Origin of the sequence: Actinopolymorpha pittospori (genome assembly GCF_014873875.1) — a bacterium.
In the GTDB taxonomy this organism is placed as follows: Bacteria; Actinomycetota; Actinomycetes; order Propionibacteriales; family Actinopolymorphaceae; genus Actinopolymorpha; species Actinopolymorpha pittospori.
Window position 1 is genome coordinate 4,995,212 of sequence record NZ_JADBEM010000001.1, and the last position, 17,563, is coordinate 5,012,774.

The 17,563-nt window shown below is 65.7% G+C and carries 10 protein-coding genes and 2 pseudogenes; 9 read left to right on the top strand and 3 right to left on the bottom strand.

Features of this window, described 5'->3' with window-relative positions; translation table 11 throughout:
* Window positions 1-805 precede the first annotated feature (805 nt).
* The 3 genes from HEB94_RS23510 to HEB94_RS23520 all read left to right on the top strand — a co-directional run bounded on the left by HEB94_RS23510 (window position 806) and on the right by HEB94_RS23520 (window position 4,787).
* On the top strand, window positions 806-2,149 hold the full coding sequence (locus HEB94_RS23510) for a cellulase family glycosylhydrolase (RefSeq protein ID WP_202896497.1): 1,344 nt from the start codon (window positions 806-808) through the stop codon (window positions 2,147-2,149).
* A 635-nt stretch (window positions 2,150-2,784) separates the two neighbouring features.
* Window positions 2,785-3,552 carry an MIP/aquaporin family protein gene (locus HEB94_RS23515; protein WP_192751908.1) on the top strand — a complete coding sequence of 256 codons (768 nt, stop codon included), beginning with the start codon at window positions 2,785-2,787 and terminating at the stop codon, window positions 3,550-3,552.
* Between the two features lie 482 nt (window positions 3,553-4,034).
* Entirely contained in the window at window positions 4,035-4,787 is a 753-nt protein-coding gene (locus tag HEB94_RS23520) for an alkaline phosphatase family protein (RefSeq protein WP_192751909.1), read from the top strand.
* 147 nt (window positions 4,788-4,934) lie between these two features.
* On the opposite strand, the gene HEB94_RS23525 is transcribed toward HEB94_RS23520, so the two are convergent.
* A complete protein-coding gene (locus tag HEB94_RS23525; RefSeq protein WP_192751910.1) occupies window positions 4,935-5,573 on the bottom strand; it encodes a DedA family protein in 639 nt (212 codons plus the stop codon).
* Window positions 5,574-5,683: 110 nt separating this feature from the next.
* The gene (locus HEB94_RS23530) at window positions 5,684-6,772 is read right to left on the bottom strand and encodes an LCP family protein (protein ID WP_202896498.1); all 1,089 of its coding nucleotides are present in this window, start codon (window positions 6,770-6,772) and stop codon (window positions 5,684-5,686) included.
* A 731-nt stretch (window positions 6,773-7,503) separates the two neighbouring features.
* Here HEB94_RS23530 and HEB94_RS23535 point away from each other — a divergent pair.
* The 4 genes and pseudogenes from HEB94_RS23535 to HEB94_RS23555 all read left to right on the top strand — a co-directional run.
* Window positions 7,504-8,205 carry a transglycosylase domain-containing protein gene (locus tag HEB94_RS23535; RefSeq protein WP_192751912.1) on the top strand — a complete coding sequence of 234 codons (702 nt, stop codon included), beginning with the start codon at window positions 7,504-7,506 and terminating at the stop codon, window positions 8,203-8,205.
* 556 nt (window positions 8,206-8,761) lie between these two features.
* Window positions 8,762-9,478 (top strand): IS30 family transposase, encoded by a 717-nt coding sequence (locus HEB94_RS23545; RefSeq protein ID WP_192751913.1) that lies wholly within the window; start codon window positions 8,762-8,764, stop codon window positions 9,476-9,478.
* A gap of 625 nt (window positions 9,479-10,103) precedes the next feature.
* Window positions 10,104-11,906, top strand: a complete 1,803-nt coding sequence (ltrA, locus tag HEB94_RS23550) for a group II intron reverse transcriptase/maturase (protein ID WP_192751914.1) — start codon at window positions 10,104-10,106, stop codon at window positions 11,904-11,906.
* A 73-nt stretch (window positions 11,907-11,979) separates the two neighbouring features.
* Window positions 11,980-12,498: pseudogene (locus HEB94_RS23555) on the top strand (IS30 family transposase); the annotation flags it as partial.
* Here HEB94_RS23555 and HEB94_RS23560 read toward each other — a convergent pair.
* Window positions 12,432-13,015 (bottom strand): annotated as a pseudogene (locus HEB94_RS23560) (transposase); the annotation flags it as partial. The pseudogenes HEB94_RS23555 and HEB94_RS23560 sit on opposite strands and share 67 nt — an antisense overlap.
* Window positions 13,016-13,321: 306 nt before the next feature.
* Here HEB94_RS23560 and HEB94_RS23565 point away from each other — a divergent pair.
* Together HEB94_RS23565 and HEB94_RS23570 are read left to right on the top strand one after the other, a co-directional pair.
* Window positions 13,322-14,794 carry a catalase gene (locus tag HEB94_RS23565; protein ID WP_192751915.1) on the top strand — a complete coding sequence of 491 codons (1,473 nt, stop codon included), beginning with the start codon at window positions 13,322-13,324 and terminating at the stop codon, window positions 14,792-14,794.
* A gap of 1,780 nt (window positions 14,795-16,574) precedes the next feature.
* Window positions 16,575-17,462: a DMT family transporter gene (locus HEB94_RS23570; protein ID WP_337918544.1), complete on the top strand. Its 888-nt coding sequence runs from the start codon at window positions 16,575-16,577 to the stop codon at window positions 17,460-17,462.
* Window positions 17,463-17,563 lie beyond the last annotated feature (101 nt).

Consider the following 17,563-nt stretch of genomic DNA (forward strand, 5'->3'; position numbering starts at 1 on the left):
GGCTCCGATGACGTGGCCCGGGTGTTGAAAGTGAGCGTGACGTTGTCTGCTCGGCGCGAGATCGATCGTGTCGCTCTCGGCGCCGCCCAGCCCACGTATGAGGCATGGAGCGGCGCCGGCCTGCGCTGGAGGAACGCCAGCCGGCGCCTCGGCCGTATCCCGGGCGTTACGAGAGGACCCGGCCGTGACGCACAACGTACCCGCCGAACCTGGACGCGATAGTGCACTATTCGCCTTGAGTCACGACCGGATTGTGCGGATGGCAGGTGCGAACCACGCGATAGCGGAAGGTTGCCAGTTCGGCGCGGTGGGAGCGTCGGTGAAGCGCTGCGCCGAAAATGGGTGAGCGGGTGGTGAGGAAAATCTACCGAGTCTTGCCCTAACGAAACCTGCTCGTCCAATTGGACTAGCGTGTCTACGCATTTGGCTTATCTAAAGATCGACCGTTGGTACGTCGTAGTCGTATGTCCGGCCTGTCTACGTTTTTGTGCTAGATCGTTTGATAGCCGAAAGGAGATAGACGAATTCGCTTGTCGCCAACTGTCTCAACCAGCAATCGACCTCAGTTGGGGCCATTCACTATCAACTTAGCGAACTGCGTCCAGGCAAGGTCGCGTAAGACCTCAACGCGACCGCCCACCGGGCCGCCGGTATGGCCTTCACCGGTGTCGTCAAGGCTTTGGCGATCTGAGCTTCCCGAGACTCCGATGGAGACACTTTGCTAACGCTGTCCAGTCCGCAATGCCCAGGAACACCGCACGCTGCGCGATTCGCACTAGCCCGGGCGGCCGTCATAGCGCCGGCCGTGCTTGTCGCGTCGCTGATCGGCGCCTTCGCGCCGAACTACGCCACAGCCCAGGCCGCGGCCGAGCCCACCGCGTCGGCGGGCCCGCTCCACGCAGAGGGCTCGAAACTGTTCGACGCCAACGGCAAGCAGGTGACTCTCACCGGCGTGAACTGGTTCGGATTCGAGACCAACGCGTTCGCCCCGCACGGGCTGTGGACCCGAAACTGGAAGAGCATGCTCGACCAGATGAAGGCGTCCGGGTTCAACACCATTCGCCTGCCCTACTCGAACCAGCTCTTCGACCCGGCCAGCAAGCCGGCCGCCGCGATCGATTACCACAAGAATCCCGATCTCAAGGGTCTGCACGGCCTGGCTTTGATGGACAAGATCGTGGATGGGGCCACAGACCGTGGCCTGATGGTGCTCTTGGACCAGCACCGGCCCGACGCACAGGCCCAGAGTGAACTCTGGTACACCGATCACCTCAGCGAGGACAAGTGGGTCCAGGACTGGACCATGCTGGCGCGCCATTACCGCGACAATCCACTGGTGATCGGTGCGGACCTCCACAACGAACCGCACGGAAGGGCTACGTGGGGCACCGGCGACAAGAGCACCGACTGGCGACTCGCCGCCGAGCGAGCGGGCAACGCGGTGCTGAAGGCGAACCCGAACTGGCTGATCGTCGTTGAAGGCATCGACAGCTACAACAACGACGGTTACTGGTGGGGCGGAAACCTGATGGGCGCAAAGGACCATCCGGTGCGCCTGTCGGAGCCGAACAAGCTCGTCTACTCCGCCCATGACTACGGTCCGGGCGTTTCCCAGCAGTCCTGGTTCGGCGCGCCCAACTTCCCCGACAACATGGCCAAAATCTGGAAGGACCACTGGGCCTATCTCGCGATGGACGGCACCGCCCCGGTGTTGATGGGCGAATTCGGTGGCCGATCGGTGAGTCCCAGTACCACCGAAGGCAAGTGGCAGCACGCGCTCGCGAACTTCCTGAAGCAGCACGGGATCAGCTACACCTACTGGTCGTGGAACCCTAACTCCGGCGACACAGGCGGGGTCCTGAAGGATGACTGGAAGCACGTCCAGCAGCAGAAGCTCGACATGCTCAAGGGCTACCAGGCGCCACGCCTCGGAGAGGCGGATGACCGCCGGCGGAAGACGTCGGACTCGCCCGCCATGCCTGGGCGAGCCGAGGACGGGATCTATGTGGTCCGGCCCGGCGACACCCTCGACGGGATCGCCCGAAGGAACCACGTCCTCGGTGGATGGCGGGCCCTACAGAAGCTCAACCAGGGCCGCGTCACGGATCCGGCCCTGATCCGCCCGGACCAGCGGCTTCATCTGCAGTAGGTCAGGACCTACCACGCGCTGACCCACACGGCCACCCGTGGATCGTCTTGGAGATGCTGCCGGATGCCCCGCCCCAGAAGAATGGGGCGGGGCATCCACCGCGTTCGCTCGTCAAGACATGCATGACGTCGAGTTTGGGCGCGCCTCTTGGGTCTTGGTGTGGGGCTCGATGCGCGGCGGGAGATGACGGCAATGTGCAGGTCGCGGCCTGCGGCCGGTCACCACCGCGGATCGGGCGCTGCCGTTCGGTCTTGCCCGGGGGCCTGGTTGGGGTGTCAGGCGTCCGGGGCTGTCGCGGATGGTGCAGGGTGCGATCTGGTCGACCGGCGCGGTGCTGGTCAGAGCGGCTGTCGGAACTGTCCGTCGGCCCAGGCAGATCTGGCATAACGTCTAAGGACTCGTCGGAGATCGTCTCGCGACGGCCGCCGCAAGCTGTCTGAGGAAGAAGGGTCGGATGGGGGAGGTGAAACCGGCAGACGTGTGTGACGTTCGTGTCGCAACCACCCATCCATCGCGGTCGCCTGTCGCGAAGGTTGGACTCGAGGAGGGAGGCGAGTGAGGTGATACTGCGACATACCTTCCGTGCGAGGGGGCGGGAAGCCCATGTGGAAAGGCCGGCCAGGCCGACCGAGGAGATGACGGGGCTCTACGGGCACCGGATCGGCGCGAACATGGCCGCCGCCGCGGCCGCGGAGGCGATCGGCACCTTCGTGCTGGTGTTGGCGATCATCGCGACCGCCATTCCAGCCGCGCTGGGCAGACCGCTCGCCGGCGGTCCCTACAACTCACTCGCGGTGGTGTTGGCCAACGGGCTCGCGCTTCTTGTGCTGGTCGCCGCGTTCGGGCACGTCTCGGGGGCGCACTTCAATCCCGCGGTCACGCTGGGGCTCGCGGTGACGCGGAAGTTTCCGTGGAGCTATGTTCCGGCGTACCTGGTGGCCCAACTCGGCGGCGCCCTGATAGCCGCGCTCATCGCCTGGGTGCTGTACGGCACGGCGGGGCGCTCGGTGGCTGGTCTTGGCGCTACGCAACCATCGCCCGGGGTGGGGGCGGGCCGGGTCTTCCTCGCCGAGGCCGTGGTGACGTTCGTCCTTGTGTTGGTCATCATGTCCGTCGCGACGGACCGGCGGGCGCGGACCGGTGTCGCGGCCACCGCCGTCGGGTTGGCGCTGGCCGCGGCGGTCTTCATCGCGGGCCCTCTGACCGGTGCTGGGGTCAATCCGGCGAGGGCTCTGGGCCCGATGATCGTGGCCGGGAGATTTGTCGACGTGTGGGCCTACATCGTCGCGCCGATCGTCGGCGGCATCGTCGCCGCCTTCACCTACGACCGGCTCCTGCGCAAGGCGGCGATGCCCGAACACCATCACGAGACGATGCCCGAGCAGCGCGAACCAAGCCGCTGAGCTCAGCCGCCCGGCCGGCGCGCCGAGCGGTCGCATCATCCTCGCGGAGTCCGGAACGGCGTGCGTTTGCCGCCCGCCCTTCGCCGTGGTCACGGCGGAGGAGCTGCGGGAACGCGCCGCGGCGGGACGCGACCGCCAAACCCGAATTGGCAGTCCCTCAACTGCCGGGGACTTTGCGTGATGGTTGGTGCTGGGTCGGTCTGGCGCTCTTTCAGTGTCAGGATGGGTTTGGTGCGAGGTGAGTCACGGGTGGCGGCCTCGTTCACTTCTGGGGAAGGGCTTCTCTCGTGCGCTGGTCCCGAAGTCGAATTCATTGCGCCGCGGTGGCGGCTGTCGCAGCCGTCGTTGGCCTGCTGACGATGGCCTCCGGCGGTTCCAACGCCGATACGGACGCCGCCAAGGCCAACGGGTACGGTGCGCCGACCGTGTCCGCTCCCTGTGGTGTCCACCGCGGCCGGCATGCTCCCGAAAAGTATCGGCACGTGATCTGGATCTTGATGGAGAACAAGAGCTACTTCCAGGTGATCGGATCGCCGGAAGCTCCGTACATCAACAAGCTCGCGCGCCAGTGCGGACTGGCCGCCAACTACTGGGCCATCGCCCACCCCAGTCTGCCCAACTACATCGCCCTGACCTCAGGCGGGGCACAGGGCGTGACGGACGACGCCAGTCCGTCCCGGCACCGACTCGACGTACCCAGCATCTTCTCCCAAGTCGGTGTCGACTGGCGGAGCCTGAACGAGTCCATGAGGACCAACTGCCAGCAGACCAACGACGCCCTCTACGCGGTTCGGCACAATCCGGCGGCGTACTACACCAACATCCGGCACGTCTGCGCCACCAGGGACGTACCACTCACCGCCCACCCCGAGCTGGATGCCAGGTTCACGTTCGTCACTCCGAACATCTGCCACGACATGCACAGCGTCTGCCCCGGGAGCCGTAGTGAACTGAGAACTGGTGACGCGTTCCTGTCCCGTATTGTGCCGAAGCTCGTCGACAGCCCTGAGTACCGGTCCGGTAGGACGGCGATCTTCCTCACCTGGGACGAGGGTGGTAGTGGCCCGAACCACGTCGTCACCGAGGTCATCGCGCCGACCGTTGTCCCGGGTACCCGCTCCCACGTGAGGTTCACCCACTACTCGCTCCTGCACACCACCGAGGAACTACTCGGCGTGCCCTACCTCGGCAAGGCGGGGACTGCGCCCAGCATGCGCGACGCCTTCGGGCTCTGAACCCGGGCGGTCGCACCGCGCGGGCATCTGCCAGGGGCCCCAGCGGCCGACGTCGAGGGCGCTTTTTGACACCTCACAGCCGAGGTCGGTGCAGCGGCACCATGGCTGGCTCCTCGCCGAGTTTGGGGCGGGTTGGCTCGACGGCGCTCACTCTGGTGTGGTCGGCCGGTCGGCCGTCGCAGCGCGGCCATGACGATGTCGGCGAACGCGCCAGACCGCGATCGTTGTCAGCACAACCACGACGACGACCAGAGCGCTCACTCGGCCAAAGGTGTTCTCCACGACCGCGTACGACGTACCGGCGAGGTCGCCGATCAGGACAGCGGCCACACCCCAAACGACGCCTCCCGCGGCGTTGTAGGCGAGGAACCTGGGATAGGGCATCCGTGCGGTGCCTGCCAATGCCGGCATGGTGGCGCGGAAGAACGCGACGAACCGGCCGAGAAACACCGCACCGCCACCTCGTCGAGCCAGGAGGGCGCGGGCCGAGTCGACCCGTTCGGCGTGCCGACTGAGTACACGGGTGGCGAGAAGCCGTGGCCCCAGGTGACGTCCGACCTCATAGCCCACGGTGTCGCCAAGGATCGCGGCCACAACCACGACGATGATCACCGTGGTGAGGCTGGCGTGCCCGATGCTGGCGTCAACGCCTCCGAGGATGGCGGCGATCTCACCGGGAAACACGAACCCGACGAACACCGCGTCCTCTGCGAACACGACCAGACCGACCAGCGCGTAGAGAGGAAGACCGTGCAGGGCCAGCAACCAGTCAGTCAGCCAATGCATCGCGGTTCCTCGGGTGCTGCCCCGGTGAGCGGGCCACGGTCCCTGTCCGGCTCATCGTCATCCTTCGCTGATGCGGTCCTTGATTCTTGTCACGTGATCCTTCTATTGCCTTACGGAAGGAGCGCACTGAGCTTGCTGTAGGTGGAGTGTGCAGGTGACGGCGTCGCTGGCGAGGGCGTAGGTGTCGTGCTGGATCTGTCCTTCGGGTCTTGATCATCAAGGTTCCGGTCAGACTTCAGCGTCGACCACAGATTGTCGGCGTCTGGCTGTACTAGCGCGACGCGGGCGCCGGCGTAGCGCCACGGCACAATGACGAAACTGATGTCGTCCGGGCCGATGTCGCGCGCGGACATGGCGAAGGACATGAGTTTCGCGGCCGAGTCAAGGCCGGGATCGACCGTCAACGACTTGGTGGCAGCGTCCGCGAGCGGAAGGAGAGTGGTCGGATTCATTCCCTTGGCCTGAACTGTCGCGACCAGGCTGGCAAGGAAGGCCTGTTGGCGTTCGATCCGGCCTATGTCGGAACCGTCGCCGAGGCCGTGCCGGACGCGTACGTAGTCCAGGGCCTGCTTGCCGGACACCGTCTGGACGCCCTTGGCGAAGACGAGTTGGCCGCGCGATCCGCGGTTGGGGTTGAGGTCATCTGCGTAGACGTCCTGCGGTACGTCGACCTTGACACCTCCGACAGCTTGCGTCATGGCGGCGAAGCCCTCGAAGTCGACCACGATCGTGTGGTCGATCCGCAGTCCGGTGAGCTGCTCGACCGTGTTCTGGGTGCACGCCGGATTGCCCGCGGCGGTGAGGCCGACGGTGAACGCCTCGTTGAACATCACCTGGTGTCGCGGTGTGGACCATTTGCCATTGGGCAGAAGGCAGGCTGGAATGTCGACCAGGGTGTCCCGCGGTATCGACACCGCGACGGCATGCTGGTGGTCGGCGTACACATGCAACAGGACCGTGGTGTCCGAACGCCCGACGGCGCCCGCCCCGCCGCCGAGGTTCTGGTTGCCACCCGCTCGCGAATCCGAACCGATCATGAGGACGTTCACCGGGCTGCTGCCCGCGGCGTTGGGTTCGGCCGCGGGCGGGCGATGGCTGCCGATCCCGCGCGGATCGAACGTGCTGAGGTTGCCGTCGAGCCAAATGTAGATCGCCCCGAAAGCAACGAACGCGGCCGCCACGACGGCCGCCAGCGCCAAGGCGGTGATCCTCGCAATCTTGTGCCGCGCCATCATGGCGTCATAAGCCCTCTGCGCCCGGGGCCCGTCCAGCCGTGGCCGCGATATTGGGTAGAAGATGCGTCATTGACCATCCCAGCTCTACGGGTAGCCCTAAGGGCCACGAGAGGCGCGGCGTCGCTCCGGAAAACAGCAGCACACGGCTCCCAGCCCACAGTCCGAGCAGACATGGCGCACTCACTTCCGCCCATTTCGGTCTCTAGGACCCTTGGAAATGAGCTCGTTGTCCAATTTGCTACATTCGTTGGTTGAGCAGTCTCAGTTGTCATCGGACGCTAACGCGGTTATCTAAGAACCAGCTGTGTGACGGGTGCGATCGTCGCAATCTTTGACGGGACGTCGTACTATCAAGCAGATAGTAGACGTAGAAGGGCTTCAGATGTCGAGGCTGAGGACACCGCCGCCCCAATTGTGGGGAATGGGTGTTTTGGCGCGGAGGCTCACGCGGTCGCTCCCCCCGATACGCTCCGGGCGAGCGAGCCGGCTACCGCTGGGACGTGCGCTCGGGCAGAGCTCGTCTTGGTAGAGCTTCTGGCCGCGGTGCGGAGAACCACGCTGCCCGGGCCCAGACGGCCTGCCCTGCAGCGTTCACGGACGAGGCGCTGTCGCGCAGCCGGAGGGCGATCCCAGTGACGACGACGCATCGAAAACGGTGGTTCGTGCGCGTCGGCCGCGTCCTGACGGCGGTCCTCGTGGCGGTCGCGGTGGCTGTCGGGGTCATGTGGGTGACGACTCCCGGCGTGGGTGATGCCGCCCAGCGTGCTGCAGAGCTCGATCGCACCCATGGCGTCCTCGGACCCACGACACCTGTGCCGTCACGTTTCGCGGCGGCCTTGATCGCCACCGAGAACTCCAGGTTCTACTCCGACCTCGGGATCGATCCGGTAGCGATCGTCCGGTCGGGCATCAGCGTCATGAAGGGGCGCGGCGAGATGGGTGGTGCCACCCTGGAGCAGCAGTTGGTGAAGCAGTTGTACTACAGCGGGCAGTCCGCAGGCGTGGGAAGGAAGGCGGCGCAGGCGGCGCTGGCGATCAAGCTCGACGCGAGCTATTCCAAGCGGCAGATCCTGCAGATGTATGCGGCGGTCGCGTACTTCGGGCACGGCTACTGGGGTCTGGATGCTGCCAGCCGTGGGTACTTCGGTCGCGCCCCGGGACAGCTGAGCTGGGGGCAGGCGGCCCTCCTTGCCGGCCTTTTGCAGGCGCCGTCAGCGTATGACCCTCTGCAACACCCGGAACTGGCCCGCGCGCGCCAACGCCATGTCCTGGCACGGCTCGTTGCCACCGGCCAGCTCACCGTGGAGACCGCAGCGATCGCCGCCTCTACCAGCCCTGAATCGGCCGGCGTCGGAGCGCCGGGGATACACCAGCCCGGATACCTCCCTTCCGGCTAGACGCCGGAGACTACGGTTTACCGCGCCATCTCCGGGGTGCGGTCAGGCTTGGCTGGGTAAGGCCTCGGCCCATGAGGCCCTTCATCGAGCGATTTGCCTGGCGTCCGCTCCCCCGGGTCCGAAAAGGATCTATCTCCCTCGCCCGCCCGATCCTTCGTTGGGATCACCAGGGCGCCGAGCAGCCACCGTAAGGATGAGTCGACAGGGCCCAACCGGGGCGCCAGACGCGGAAGGGTGTCTCCGCCCCAAACCGGACTCCCGCCAGCGGGAGTTCACGGCCGGTGAAGGGAGTGTCAAGTTAACGGTTGATCTTGGTTTGTAGGGGTTCAGTTGTTGGCCGGGGTGAGGCGGCCTTCGAAGGCGATCTGGAAGGCGTTGAGCGGTGCCTTCCAACGCTGGGTCCATCGTTTGCGGCCCTGGCCGGTGGGGTCCAGGCTCATCAGCGCCATGTAGACGCACTTGAGTGCGGGGTGGATTCAACCGGTCAAGTCTTGGTGGTCGGCCTGCGATTCCGATGGCGGTACAGCGCGAGTTCTGGGCTGGGGTGCGCTCTGGAATGGTGGTCGCCGAAGCAGCGGCTTCTGTCGGAGTGTCGATCACCGTCGCCTGGCGATGGTTCCGGCACGTTGGCGGAGTGATGCCCGAGCCTTTCCCCGCTGGCAAGACCCCGATCCGCGCGCGCCGACTCTCCTTCCAAGAGCGGGAGGAGATCAGCTGCCGCCGGGCCGCGGGCGAGGGGGTGCGTGCGATCGCGCGAGAGTTGGGGCGCTCCCCTTCGACGGTGAGCCGGGAACTGAGGCGCGGAACAGTTCGCCAGAAGTCGGGCTACCGGGCGTCGGTGGCCCAAGCGGTGGCGGATCAGCGTGCCCAGCGGCCGAAGGCGAGATTGCTCGCGCTCGACGACAGGCTCCGCGAGCACGTGCAGAATCGGCTGCATGCCAAGGACAGCCCTGAGCAGATCAGCCGGCGGCTTGCGCTGGTCTTCCCCGACGACCCGAGCATGCGCGTGAGCCACGAGACCATCTACCGCAGCCTCTACGTGCAAGGCCGCGGCGGTCTGCGACGGGAGTTGATCAAGTGCCTGCGCACCGGGCGGGCACTACGCAAAACCCGGCGGACTGCCGAACGGCGAGGGCGCATCCCCGGCATGGTCGGCATTGCGCAGCGACCGACGGATGCCCTGGACCGTGCGGTGCCAGGACACTGGGAAGGAGACCGTGCGACACGAAGCCGCACGAATTTGAGTGGACTGTCCAGTTGGAGAGGCGGTTGATAAGGCCGTAGGTGCAGTCACGGGTCTGTGTCCGTATGGCCCGTCCCCGCCCTTGACGTGCGACGCCGGTAACGGGGTGGTGCGAAGCTCAGGGGAAAGCCCAAGGACTCCCGTTCCATCCGGGAGTTACAGGCAAGGGGAAGACCGGACGGGTGAACGAAAGTGAACTCCCGATGATGCCTCGTGATCCCAAGCCTCGCCGATGGAAGTTCTTAGTGGGGTGTATGGCTAGCCGTTGTGAAGCGGTAGGCGCTGGCTGGTAGAGGTCACTCCGGCCAGGTGGACACCGCCGCCTCGGGGTAAAGGGAGCACCCACCCCGGTCGTATCTCATTCGTGTGGAACGTGGAAACCCCGTTGGGGTCCGGGCTGTTAGGAGCCCGGTCGGCCGACTGTGAGGAAGGCTAAATTCCCCAGCGGGAACAGGATGACCCAAGAAGCCAATGCCGGAAGCCGAAAGGAAACGGGAACCCGGGGCAGTATGGCCGGCCTCTCCGCCGGCCGCCCCGCATAACCGTCCGGATACGGGTGTGCTGCCCGGCCCGAAAGGGTGCTGACGTGGGCCAGGTGAGCCTGTGCAGAGATCACTGAAGAAAGACGACGGAACCGAGGGGCAAGTTGGACACCATGTTGATCGCGGGACGGAACGGCCTCGGTCGTTCTGCCGCCTCCGCGCTGGTGAACGGACCCGAGGGCGAAGACTTGGACTGGGCGTCGGTTGACTGGCGGCGGGTCGAGGAAGACGTACGACGTCTGCGGCAGAGAATCTTCACGGCATCGCAGGCAGGGGACCTGAGGAAGGTCCGCAATTTGCAGAAGCTGATGCTTCGGTCCCGCTCGAACACGCTCCTGAGCGTGCGACGGGTGACGGAGATCAACGCGGGACGTGCGACGGCGGGAGTCGACGGGAAGGTGGTGTTGCTTTCCCAGTCAAAGGCCGCTCTGGCCGACTGGGTCCAGCACCGTGCCCGACCGTGGATTCCCTGGCCCGTCAAGCGGGTGTTTATCCCCAAGCCGGGGACGAAGAAGAAGCGCGGGCTCGGGATTCCAGTGATTGTTGAGCGATGCCTGCAAGCTGTGGCATTGGGTGCACTGGAGCCCGAGTGGGAAGCGCGGTTCGAGCCGAAGTCGTATGGCTTCCGGCCTGGCCGCGGCTGTCACGACGCGATCGGGGCCATCTACTCCACGCTCAACGGGAAGAACCCGCAGCGTGCGTGGGTGCTCGACGCTGACCTGACGGCGGCATTCGACCGTATCGACCATGCCCGGCTCATGGCGGCGCTCGGCACCTTCCCAGCCCGGGGACTGGTCCGGCAGTGGCTGAAGTCCGGGGTCGTGGATCGCGGTCGGTTCGCCCCGACCGAGGAGGGAACTCCGCAGGGCGGGTTTATTAGCCCTTTGCTCTTCAACGTGGCCTTGCATGGGATGGAGGAAGCCGCAGGGGTCCGCTATTACACCTCCGGCAGAGATGCCGGGAGTGCGCAGAGCGGTAGCCCCGTGCTGGTGCGGTACGCAGATGATTTTGTCGCGATGTGCACCAGCCGTGAGCAGGCCGAACAGGTCAAGGAACGGCTGGCGGTATGGCTGACGCCCCGGGGGCTCGCCTTCCACGAGGGCAAGACACGCATTGTCCACGCGGAGAGCGGGTTCGACTTCCTGGGATTCAATGTCCGCCGCTATCACGGCAAGCTGCTGATCAAACCGAGTGCAGCGGCTCAACGACGGATCCGGGAACGGCTGCGCACCGAAATGCTGGCCCTGCGAGGGGCCAACGCTGGTGCGGTACTCAAGAAGATCAACCCGATTGTGCGGGGTTGGTCGGCCTATTACCGGACGGTGGTGTCCAGCGAAATCTTCACGGCGCTGGACAGCTACATGTGGAAGCTCGCTTACAAGTGGGCCAAGCACGGCCACCCGAACAAGCCGAAGCACTGGATCTGCGACAAGTACTTCGGCCGGTTCAACAAGACCAGGAGGGACCGATGGGTGTTCGGTGACCGCGACAGCGGCGCCTACCTGCTCAAGTTCTCCTGGACGAAGATAGTCCGGCACCAGTTGGTCAAGGGGAAGGCGTCCCCGGACGACCCCACCCTGGAGTCATACTGGGCTCAGCGGCGCCGCAAGGGAACACCTCTGCCAGTCGCCGCTATGACCGTGCGCCTCCTACAGGCTCAACACGGCCGCTGCTCGGTCTGCGGAGGGCTCCTGCTGCACGCCGACCACCCGCCACAAAGCCCACAAGAATGGGAAGCATGGCGGGTCGTCATCCGGAAGGCGATCTCCAAGCAATACATCGCATTCCCGGAGGAGAGCACGCCTGGCGATCAACGAGTCCGTCTCCTCCACACCCATTGTCAACGGCGGAACGGAGCCGCCGTGATGACGAGTCCCGCACCTTCTCCTGCCGGTGCGCCTTTCGGGCTTGCTTGAGCCGTGTGCGGTGAATAGCTGCTTGCACGGTTCTGAGGGGGCGGGGACGCAGTAATGCGTCCCCGCTACCCGACTCATCACTGGCGCGGAGAACAAGTCCGCGGTCGGAACCCTCGTGGAGCGCTCCACCGGCTACGTCATGCTCCTGCATCTGCCGAACAGCCACGGTGCTGACGACGTCCAGGAAGCCATGGTCGAGACAATGAGCGAGCTGCCGCAAACCCTGCGCCGCACCCTGACGTGGGATCAGGGGCAGGAGATGGCTAACCACGCGGCCATCGCGAAGGCTGCGCAGCTTGAGATCTACTTCTGCGACCCGCACTCGCCCTGGCAGCGGGCAACGAACGAGAACACGAACGGCCTGCTGCGTCAGTACTTTCCCAAGAGCACCGACCTGTCCGGCTACCACCGCGACTACCTCGAGTTCGTCGCCGCGCAACTCAACAACAGGCCACGCAAACGGCTCGGCTGGCGCACCCCTGCCGAAGCGCTCGACCAGCTACTCTCAGATCAAGACAACCCGCCCGGGCGGTTGGCGACCTGCCCGTCGCGGATCTTGACGTTGATGGCGTCCACGAACAGGACCGGGTAGACGCGGTCGAGAGGGCGGTTCTGCCATTCGGCCATGCCGTCCATCACCTTGTCGGTGATCGTGGAGATGGTCTGTTTGGACACCTCGGCCCCATAGACCTCGGCCAGGTGCGCGGCGATCTCCCCGTGGGTGAGCCCTTCGCCGACAACGACAGGACCATCTCCTCCACCCCGGTCAGGCGCCGCTGCCGCTTGCGGACGATCTGCGGCTCGAAGGTGCCGGCCACATCGCGCGGGACCTTCACCTCCACCGGGCCGACGTCAGTCAACACGGTCTTGACGCTGGCGCCGTTACGGCTGTTGCCGCTGTTCTTCCCCACCGCATCGTGCTTGTCGTAGCCGAGGTGGTCAGTGGTCTCGCCCTCCAAAGCCGACTCCAGCACCCGCTTGGTCAGCTGCTGCAGCAGCCCGTCCTCCCCGGTCAGCTGCAGGCCCTCGCTACGGGCCCGGTCCACGAGCATCCCGATCAACTGCTCGCCCGACGCTGTGCTTGACAGCGCCTCGACAGGCTGCTCCACCGACTCAGGCGCAACGGCGGTCTCGGTCATCTGGCGTCTCTCCCTTGATCAACAGATCCGCCGTTATTTTTACAGTCCCACGGCCGCGGCAGTGAGTCCGGTGTGGGGTCTCCCGATGTGACTGATCAAGGATCCAGTTCGCTCCGCAGCCCATCCATAGCTCCGAGCACGTTGATGACGTTCGTCGCGACGGCGGTTTTGTCCTCCAGGCAGGGGGGATGGTTGATGAGAACTCTGCGTAAGTGCTCGGCTCGGTACCAGAGCGGTTGTGGCCATGTCGTTGAAGAAGGGTAGTGGGAGTAGGCAATGAGTGAGCAGCCACCGAACACGACCTCGGACGCCGGCGCGCCTGTAGCCAGCGATGAGTATTCACTCACCGTCGGTGCCGCTGGGCCAGTGTTGTTGCAGGATGCGTACCTGATCGAGAAGTTGGCTCACTTCGTCCGCGAGCGTGTCCCCGATCGCGTGTACCACGTCAAGGCCAGTGGTGCCTTCGGCTATTTCGAGGTGACCGCCGACGTCACCCAGTGGACTAAGGCCGCCTTCCTCAGCGAAGTCGGGAAGCGCACGCCGATGTTCGCGCGAATCTCGTCGGTGGCCGGCGAAGAGGGCTACGCGGACACGCTCCGCGACGTGCATGGCTTCGCCCTCAAGTTCTACACCGAAGAGGGCAACTATGACATGGTCGGCAACAACACGCCGGTCTTCTTCGTGCGCGACCCCATGAAGTTTCCTGACTTCATTCACTCCCAGGAGCGCATGTCCGACACCGGCCTACGCAGCAACAACGCGCAGTGGGACTTTTGGACGCTTTCGCCGGAGTCTGCCCACCAGGTGACGGTCCTGATGGGCGACCGGGGCACGCCGCGCACCTTGCGCAACATGAACGGCTACAGCAGTGACACGTACATGTGGGAGAACGCCGCAGGCGAGAAGTTCTGGGTCAAGTACCACTTCAAGACCGAACAGGGCATCGAAAACTTCACCGACGCCGAAGCCAGGGCTATGGTGGCTGAGGACCTCGACTACCACCGGCGGGACCTGTGGGAGGCGATCGCCCGCAACGACCACCCGTCCTGGCGCCTCGAGATGCAGATCATGCCGTATGAGGACGCGCCCAACTATCGCTTCAACCCCTTCGACATCACCAAGGTCTGGCCGCACAAGGATTACCCGCTAATCCCCGTCGGCCGGATGGTGCTCGACCGCAACCCTGAGAACTTCTTCGCCCAGGTCGTGCAGGCCGGGTTCGACGTGGCGAACTTCGTCCCGGGCATCGGGCCCAGCCCGGACCGGATGGTGCTGGGGCGGATGTTCGCCTACGCCGACTCCCAGCGTTATCGCACCGGCCCGAACTACGCGCAGCTGCCGGTCAACAAGCCGATCAACGAGGTGCACAACTACAACAAGGACGGCCCCATGCGCTACCACCACAATGGGAACCAGCCGGTCTACGCACCGAACAGCTACGGCGGACCGCGGGCCGACCCGCAGCGCTACCGCGATCCGAGCTGGTTTGTGGAGTCGGCGGAGATCATGCGTACGGCCTACGTGCCACACAAGGACGACGACGACTTCATCCAGCCCGGCACCCTCTACCGTGAGGTGATGTCGCCACCCGAGCAGGCTCGCCTGGTCGAGAACATCGTCTGGCACCTGAGTCAGGGTGTCGAGCGCAACATCCAGGAGCGCGCGGTCAAGGACTACTGGAGCAAGGTCGACCCGGACCTCGGCGCCCGCGTCGCCGACGGCTTGGGTCTGGGGAGTTCTGCGCGGTAGGGGTCCCTTTACTCGCGGCTCTCGGCCGGACGCTCCCTGCTGACGCTGACGCGCCCATGGAAGAGAGCAAACTGCGAGCGCGATGGCACTTTGTCGACCCCGATAGCGGCCGGCCTGGGCCAGATTTACGCCCTCGCTCGGCGCTAGCCTTTGCCGACGAGTGCCTACGCGGGCTGTTGCTGACCCATGTGAGCCGGCAGGTGGCTACCTGGCGAGGACGCGGGGATGACCATCTGAAACCGAAAAGATCAATTAAGGGACAGCCTTCACCCACATCAAGCTGAGCCGTACGGATCAGCTTGATGTGGGTGAACAACGTCCGAGGAAAGTTGCCCAGTTTCGTTGGCGTGCCTGCTGAGCGTTGCTGGTGGGGCGATGGTGCTGGGCCCATCGGTGGTCGGCGTGCGTGGGAGCGGCCTCGCGGGATTGTGCGGGGTTTCCGCGGCGTCCTGCGGCGCGGCTGTTGTCAGGGCGCTACGAGGCTGCTGACCTGTGGAGATGTCGGTGCGGGTGTGGTTCTGCGGATTGTGCGTCTTCTGCGGCGGGCATGGAGCCTGCGTGTGGTTGACCAGGAGGACGCTCGCGACCGTAGGCAACCGGGCTCCGCCCGGTCGAAACCGATGACTAGCGATCAATCTCCATGGCGGGCGCACGCCGGCAGACTCCGACGGCTACCCCACAGACATGGTGCTCCGGTCCATCTCGTGCGCGCCGGCCCGAGCGCGCATCGGGGGCAGATGCCCGCCTTCGAGCAGACTTTGTGTCCGGGCAGCGCGTGCGAGCCACCCGAAGTCCTGGCCGGAACCGTAACAGCATCGGTACGAACCCTGCCGACCAAAGGGCTTGCGCGAGGGGGATGTCGTTGAGTTCGTGGGAACCGTCGACCTCGTGACGGAAGGCCCACCACGCGCCCACCGCCATCACCGGCAGCGCCGCCGCGATCACGGGGCCAGGGCTTAGCCTGCCGAGCAGACAACCAGAGACAGAAGTCGCGCTTCCGGTGCGGGGGACGCGACGTAGGATCCAGCTTTCTTCGCTGCACTGGACGCGATCTTCGAGGGGCGCATCGCGTCTTCCCCGTGGCGGTGCGCTGATCCGCGGTGCGGCGGGGCATCTGCTCGGCTCGATCGGGTCAGCGGGGAGCGTCCGGAGAACGACGAAGCGTGTTCCGTAGCAGCAGTCGAGGGCGTCGGACTGGTCGCAGGCGTGGGCTGACCTCGCGTGGTGGGCTCCACCACCGCAAGCGCCGAGCCTCTTCGAGCAGCGCGTGAGTTCAAGGGCGCGTGGGGTCCGCGGGAGCCCGCTGATCAGGCGAACGCCACTTCGCGCCCTCTGATCACCTCGAGCGACGGGTTATCGGGCAGGAGCTGGTCCTTTAGGCCTCGGGCCTTACTCGGGTGTGGGCGGCTGCTGGCGGCGTCCGAGCCGGGCACGGTGAGCGACTCGGCGGTCGCGGCGCCGAGGTGCGTACCTTCGTGGCTATCGCGCGCACTGCGGTGGGTAGGTCCAGGCTCCCGCCGATACCCGTGAGAGCGTTGGTGGTGATGAGTGCGACGTACAGGCTACGAGGAACGCTGGCGGTTGTCGCGCCTGTACTCTGCGCTGCTTTCGACCGGGCCCTGGTCGCGTTGGTGTGGTGTTCCTGGGGGCGTGCGTTGGCCGGGAGGCTTGATTGGTGACCGGGCGGGTGGCACCGCTGGGAGGAGGCGGCGGGGACGTCGCACCTCCTGCGGCGCCAGGCGGTCGGGGGCTGTTCTTGCCGGTGCCGTTGGCGGTGTCGGTGTCGGTTCTTGGTGGTGCGTGTTCAGCGGCGCAGGCGTTGGCGAACGGTCGGCTGGGCGCTGAGGTTGGCTCGCCGGTGACAGCGGCGCTGGTGAGTAATGGGTTGGCGACTTTGGTGCTCGCTGCCACGCTGGTGTTGCGGTCGGTGCGTGCCGGTCTGTGGCGCTTGAAAGAGGCGCGACTGCCGTGGTGGCTGGGGCTGGGTGGTGTGTTGGGCGCGTTGTCGGTGGCTGGTACGGCGCTGGCCACGCCGGTCCTGGGTGTCGCGCTGTTCACGGTGGTGCAGGTGTGTGGCACATCCGTCGGCGGTATTGCGACCGACCGGGTTGGGCTGGGACCGCTGGGTCGGGTTTCGGTGACGGTGGTTCGGCTGGTCAGCGTGCTGGTCGCCGTCGTGGCGGTGGGAGTGGCGCAGGTCGGCCGTCCGATCGGGCAGATCACGGTCGGCATGCTTGCGTTCGTTCTGGTGCTTGGCGTGTGCCGACCGGTGCAGGTGGCGTTGAACGGGAGGATCACGGCGGTGGCGTCGAATGTGGGGTCGGCGTCCCTGGTGAACGCGGTTGTCGGCACCGGTGCGTTGGTGGTCGTGCTGGCGGGATTCGGCGTCACTGGGCACCTGGGGCTTGGTGGTTGGCCCGCCGGGTGGTGGCTGTATGTGGGCGGGTTGCTGGCGCTGGTCGTTACTGGCGCCAACATGATCACGGTGCAGTCGATCGGTGTACTGCGCACGGGCCTGTGCGCACTTGCCGGCCAGATCACGGGGGGCCTGGTCATCGACGCCGTCGTACCAAACGGCGCGCGGCCCACACTGTGGGTCTGCTGCGGTGCTTCGCTCACGATGGTCGCGGCACTGACCGCAGGGCTCGGTCGGCGCCGCCACGGCTGAGGCGGAGTGGTGTACGTCAGGTGTCCACTGAATGCCGTCGGGGCGAGGTTCGCTCGCCGCATCCGAGCATCCCACGGCCTGTGCGCTGCGGTGGTCGTGCG